Origin of the sequence: Methylobacterium sp. WL12 (assembly GCF_008039475.1) — a bacterium.
In the GTDB taxonomy this organism is placed as follows: domain Bacteria; phylum Pseudomonadota; class Alphaproteobacteria; order Rhizobiales; family Beijerinckiaceae; genus Methylobacterium; species Methylobacterium cerastii.
In genome coordinates, this window is record NZ_VRUW01000179.1 from 1 (window position 1) to 2,915 (window position 2,915).

1 protein-coding gene and 1 pseudogene are annotated in these 2,915 nt (G+C 55.1%); one reads left to right on the plus strand and one right to left on the minus strand.

Going from position 1 to position 2,915, the window contains the following annotated elements; all coding sequences use genetic code 11:
- A pseudogene (locus FV226_RS28845) lies at positions 1–166 on the minus strand (channel protein TolC); the annotation flags it as partial.
- A 2,022-nt stretch (positions 167–2,188) separates the two neighbouring features.
- On the opposite strand from FV226_RS28845, the gene FV226_RS27195 reads away from it, so the two are divergent.
- On the plus strand, positions 2,189–2,915 hold a 727-nt coding region (locus FV226_RS27195), incomplete at its 3' end, for a TonB family protein (protein WP_147765364.1).

Here is a 2,915-nt window from a genome sequence, read left to right on the forward strand (position 1 = left end):
AGCCGGACTTCGCGATCGCGACGCCCTCGTCGGTGGCGCGGACGTTCGCGCGGCTGGCATTGAGCTGCGGGTTGCCGCCATAGGCCTTCGCGAGCGCCGATTCGAGCGTCTCGGACGCCGCCGGACCCACCACAGCTAAACCGGCGGCGACGGCGAAGCCGGCCATCCGAAATGCGCGGCAGGCCGCAGGTTTGTCTTCTGTCACGTCGATCAGCCCTTGCGGTGTCTCGATGACCGGATCCCCGTCTCACCCGAAAGACGGACACAGCGCCCGTTTCGCGCCTCTCCAGCCAAGCCCGCCCTGGCGTGACCTTATCGCACTCCACCCTTTCTAACCGGTGCCCCCACCCGCCAAGCCTCTGAATCCCAAGCGATGCGATATAAAAGCGACACTCTGCCTTAGGCGGACGATTCAATCGGACAAAAGAGCAGCCCCACCACTGAGACCACGAACCCGCTTCATCAAAATCACCTTACCCTCAGCATCTAACCAACTCGAGATGAAGCGAAATTGGCCTCGAGCAGCTCGCAGACGAGCAGGAGGCCCCCCCGCTTCGTAGCGACACGCGGATGCCCTGACGCAGAGGTCATATCGGCACTGCAGCCACCGCTTTGATCCCTCGAGGCCCTTCAGGTGTGAAAGAAAGCCCTAGCTACCAGCTTAAATTGAGCCCCATCTAAGAGCGTTGGACAGTTCGAAAAATGTCCGATCGAGCATAGAACGCAATGCCTTTTTTGGTGTTAGGACTTCTTCTTGGCCTCATCCAGCCGGCCTCTGCTTCGAGCCGTGATGATGCGCTTGAGCATTATGCAAAGGTCGCTGCGGCATCGCTCTTTGCGGAAGCGCAATGCCCAAAATTCCGAGTGCGTGCTGGGCAGTTGACAACGCTGCGGATGGCAACATCCGTCTCTAGCAACGAAGAACCCATTATCGAGGATAAACTCCGCAAATGGTCTGCAGAGGTTCGACGAGCATACGTGCGGAACGGATCAGAAGACTGGTGCTCGGAGGTGTACGACCTGCTTGGACCATCCGGAACAATGGAGAAAGGAGTTTTGTCGAAATAACCGATGTCGAGAATGTCCGACCTTCGTCCGGCTTCCGTCAGGGCGAATAACCCCTTTCGGCAATCGTACCCAAGTTGCAAGAAAAATTCAGTTGCATGGGCACATTTAAAAATGATCTATGTGCAACCTGATACGCTAGTGCTAAAAAATATATCGCTAAACACTCGTTCTAATGTGAAGTGATACTTATTGACTCTGCTGCTCAACACGGCCAAACTCGACTTTGATTTTAGCAGAAGCTGCAGCGGCACTCGCTGCAGCTTGCGACTTACGTCGAGCCATCACTGCCGCATAGCGACGCGCACGGATAAGTTTCGCCAATCGGCGACGGGCAAGAATTTTTGCGTACCTACGCGAGATTCGCTGGTTCGTTGCCGCAAGCGTTCGATCAACGATCGGCGTTGAAGGTCGCCCTGCTGTTGGCAAAGCAGATGCCAAATATTTGGCTGTCGTACGCGAGGATCTTTCCAAAACCGCAATGGGATCAACCAGTGCGGAGGAGCTCTTCGGGGATCGACGCGCCCCCACCGGCCTTGGATCGCATCCGTCACAAATCGACCCGCTCAGCGTACGAAACCCACGCTCCTCGGCTTGCCACTTCTCACGTAACGTTGCCGCTGACGAAGCCTCAGGCAGCAAGGCCAGCGCAGCAAACACCAACGTTGCGCCGACGATGTGCGCATGAATTTTCACCAGCAACCTCGGCAGCGTGACATCGGTATGAGCACTTCGTGCATTCTCCGGGCCAGCCCAAAAGGACACATTTTCTGGTGAGACCACGTCAGCTCAGCCACGTGGCGACCGCGTGACCATCTAAAATCATCGCTGTCGCAAACATCCAAAAACTGGCTCTGTCTCGCAATGTCGGCTACGGCTGAGCGCAAAATTCACATCTGCAAGGTGTTTGTATCATGCAGAGCCAATCATAGCCACTCGATGCAGGGGCTGCCTTGACAAGAGATTTTGGCCAAAATCAGGTTATGACCACCAAAGACTTCGGATCAACTACGAGGCCGCAGCTTGCACGGTTGACCCTCTCGCCCGCGGTTCTGAGCCCGTGAGGGGGGCAGCGCTCAAACGCGTTCAACGGCGGGGGCAAGCATTTCTTGAGTCGCTCGCGGTGGCATCGGATCACAAAGTCCTTTGGCTGGCTTCCATCTCTGCCGCATTATTTTTGCATGTCGCATTTATGATATGTTTTATTGCAGTATCCATCCCGGAAGATGACGATTCAACGGCAGTCAAAAGTCATGAAATTAGTCTAGAGTTTGATGTCGTATCAGACGAAGCGTCTGAAGCAATCAATTCTTCGCAATCCGATGACGGAAATACAGACAAAAATGTCGATAGCAGCCCAGTTAAATCGCCTGTTATAGCTTCGTCTGAAGCAAAATATCCAGTCGAAGCAAAATCTAAAGAGGTCGAGCCAGACGCTCAGTCGGATGGGTTAGGGCTGGACTCGGGGAAAGACGCGCCTCCGCGAGAGGGGTTTCATTATCAAGACTCAAAGACTCCTGCTCAGGCTGCGGGAGATACAACCGCCTCAGACGCACAAGCCCAGAATGCGCAACAGACGGAGCAGCGCATAAGGAAGACCTGGGAAAAGCAGCTTGTTGTCCACCTTGCGCGCTACCGTAGTTACCCGACCATAGCAGCCAATCAGAACGCGCAGGTCACGCTTAGCTTTGTTCTAGACCAAAGTGGTCATGTCGTGAGTGCTACGGTCGTCAAGAGTTCCGGAGACGCAGCTATCGACCAAGCGGCGCTGACTATGATGCAACGGGCCGATCCAGTCCCAGCCCCGCCAGCTTCTGTCGCGTCTAAAGGCCTAAGCTTTAGCTTACCTA